The 2,367-nt window shown below is 71.3% G+C and carries 2 protein-coding genes (1 of these 2 only partly in view); both read left to right on the forward strand.

Annotated features, from left to right (window positions below; translation table 11 throughout):
• On the forward strand, positions 1-1,044 hold the 3' portion of the coding sequence (locus H0488_RS22470; protein WP_183101425.1) for an AI-2E family transporter. 105 nt of this gene lie to the left of the window's left edge; 1,044 of the gene's 1,149 nt are visible here — the last part of the coding sequence; its start codon lies beyond the left edge, outside the window; it ends in the stop codon at positions 1,042-1,044.
• 140 nt (positions 1,045-1,184) lie between these two features.
• Positions 1,185-2,367: glycosyltransferase family 39 protein (locus tag H0488_RS22475; RefSeq protein ID WP_220794902.1), on the forward strand; the 1,183-nt coding region annotated here is incomplete at its 3' end.

The raw sequence follows: 2,367 nt of genomic DNA on the forward strand, positions 1-2,367 counted from the left end.
GAGCCGGGCGCCCCCTTCGACCGGAGGTCGCCGTTCTACGTCGGCTTCGTCGGCGGCCTCGGGGTCCTGATCGCGTACTGGCTGTTCCAGGCGCTGCTCGGCATCGGCTCCGTGCTGCTGCTGGTCGTGGTGGCCTTCTTCCTCGCTGCCGGCCTCAACCCGTCGGTCGAGTTCCTCGAGCGTCGCGGGGTCCGGCGCGCCTACGCCTGTGCGCTGGTCATCGTGGCTGCGCTCGCCATGCTCGCCCTCTTCGTCGTGGCGATCGTGCCGGTCATCGCCGACCAGATCGCGGCTCTCACCGACAACGCCCCCGTCTGGTTCGACCAGCTCCAGGAGAACAAGCGGGTCCAGAAGCTCAACGACGAGTACGAGATCGTCGACAAGGCCAAGGCCTTCGTCACCGACGGCGACTTCATCTCCACCCTCTTCGGTGGCGCGCTCGGCTTCGGGCTGAAGATCCTCTCGGCGCTCTTCAACGCGTTCATCATCGTGGTGCTGACGCTCTACTTCCTGGCCTCGCTCAAGACCACGACCCACGCGATCTACCGGCTCGCCCCGGCGTCGCGGCGCGAGCGGGTCACCCTGCTGGGCGACAAGGTGATCCACAACATCGGCGGCTACGTCTCCGGTGCGTTCGTCGTCGCCCTGTGCGCCGGCATCACCTCGCTGATCTTCCTGTGGTTCACCGAGGTCCGCGAGTACGCCGTCGCGCTGGCCTTCGTGGTGGCCGTCCTCGACGTGATCCCGATGATCGGCGCCACCCTGGGCGCGATCGTCGTGTGCTCGATCGCCTTCGCCACCGACGTGAAGAGCGGGATCGCCGCGGTCATCTTCTACGTGATCTACCAGCAGATCGAGAACTACGTGATCTACCCGCGGGTGATGGGCAGGACCGTCGATCTGCCCGGCGCGGTGATCGTGATCGCGGCGTTGATCGGCACCGCCCTGCTCGGAGTGGTCGGCGCGCTGATGGCGATCCCGGCGGCCGCGGCGATCCTGCTGATCGTCCGCGAGGTCGTCGTCAAACAGCAGGACCAACGCTGACCTCCCGCCCGACCGCGGCGCTGCTCACCGGCCTCGTCGCGACCGCACTCGGGCTCCTCGGCGCCGGTCGCCCCTCGATCTGGACCGACGAGGCGATCACGCTCAGCCTGCTCCGCCGCCCCGTCGGCGAGGTGTACGACGTGCTCGGGCGGGTCGACGCCGTCCACGGTCTGTACGGCTTCGTGCTGCGGCCCTGGGCCGCGGTCGCCGGCGACTCGATCGAGGCGGTGCGGGCCTTCAGCGCCCTCGGAATCGGTGTCGCCGCGACGGCGTCGGTCGTCCTCGTCGCCCGCTACCTGCCGCTCCCCGTCGCGGTGTCGGCCGGCATTGCCACCGCGTTGCTGCCCGGGCTGGCGTGGACCTCGGTCGAGGCGCGGGGCTATGCCTGGGCTGCTGCACTCGCGGTGCTGGCGACGCTCGCGCTCGACACGGCGTGCTACCACGGCACCCGGCGCCGGTGGATGGTCTACGGCGCGGTCTGCCTCATCGCGTGCTGGTGGCACCTCTACCTCGCGGTCCTCGTCGTCGCCCACGGCGTCGCCGTCGTGCTCGGCCGGCCCGACGACCGCCGGGCCTGGACCGCGACCGCAGCCGGCGTCGGCATCGGCGTCGCGCCCCTGGCCGTGATCGCCTGGGGCCAGCGTGCCCAGGTGTCGTGGCTGGCCGACCTGCACTACACGTGGGACAAGGTCGTGGTCACCCAGTTCGCCGGCAGCTACCCGGCCCAGCCGGTGGACACGAGGACCTTCGTCGTGTGCGGGCTGCTGGCGCTCGCCGTACTCGGAGCGTGGCACCTGTGGCGGACCGACGAGCGGCCGTTGGCGCTGGTGCTCGGCACCTGGGTCGCGCTGCCGATGGCGATCGGGATCGCGTCCGCGATCACTGACGCCGGCCTCGTGCACACCCGCTACATCACCTTCGCAGGCCCGGGAGCGGCGATCCTCGCCACCATCGGCGCCAGCGCACTCCCCCGGCGCCTGCCCGTCCTGGTCGGCGTCGTCGCGGTCGTGACCGTCGTCCCCATCGCGATGGCCCAACGGGCGCCGGACGCGCGACCGCACGACGTCCGCGCCGTCGCGGAGGCCGCGGGGGGCGTCAACGCGGACGCGGTCTTCTTCACGGTCCCGCTCGCGCGGAGCGTGGCCTTCGCCTATCCCGCCGAGTTCTCCGGCATGGAGGATCTGTCGGCGGTCCGGAACGCGACCCCCGACCCGTTCTTCGACGAGACCAGGGACCAGGTCACTCTGACCCATCGCGACGTGGCCGGGCGCCGCGTCGTGGTGGTCGGCACCCGCGAGGCGCCCGGCGCGCAGCGTCTCCGCG

This window comes from Nocardioides pelophilus (assembly GCF_014180685.1).
In the GTDB taxonomy this organism is placed as follows: Bacteria; Actinomycetota; Actinomycetes; order Propionibacteriales; family Nocardioidaceae; genus Nocardioides; species Nocardioides pelophilus.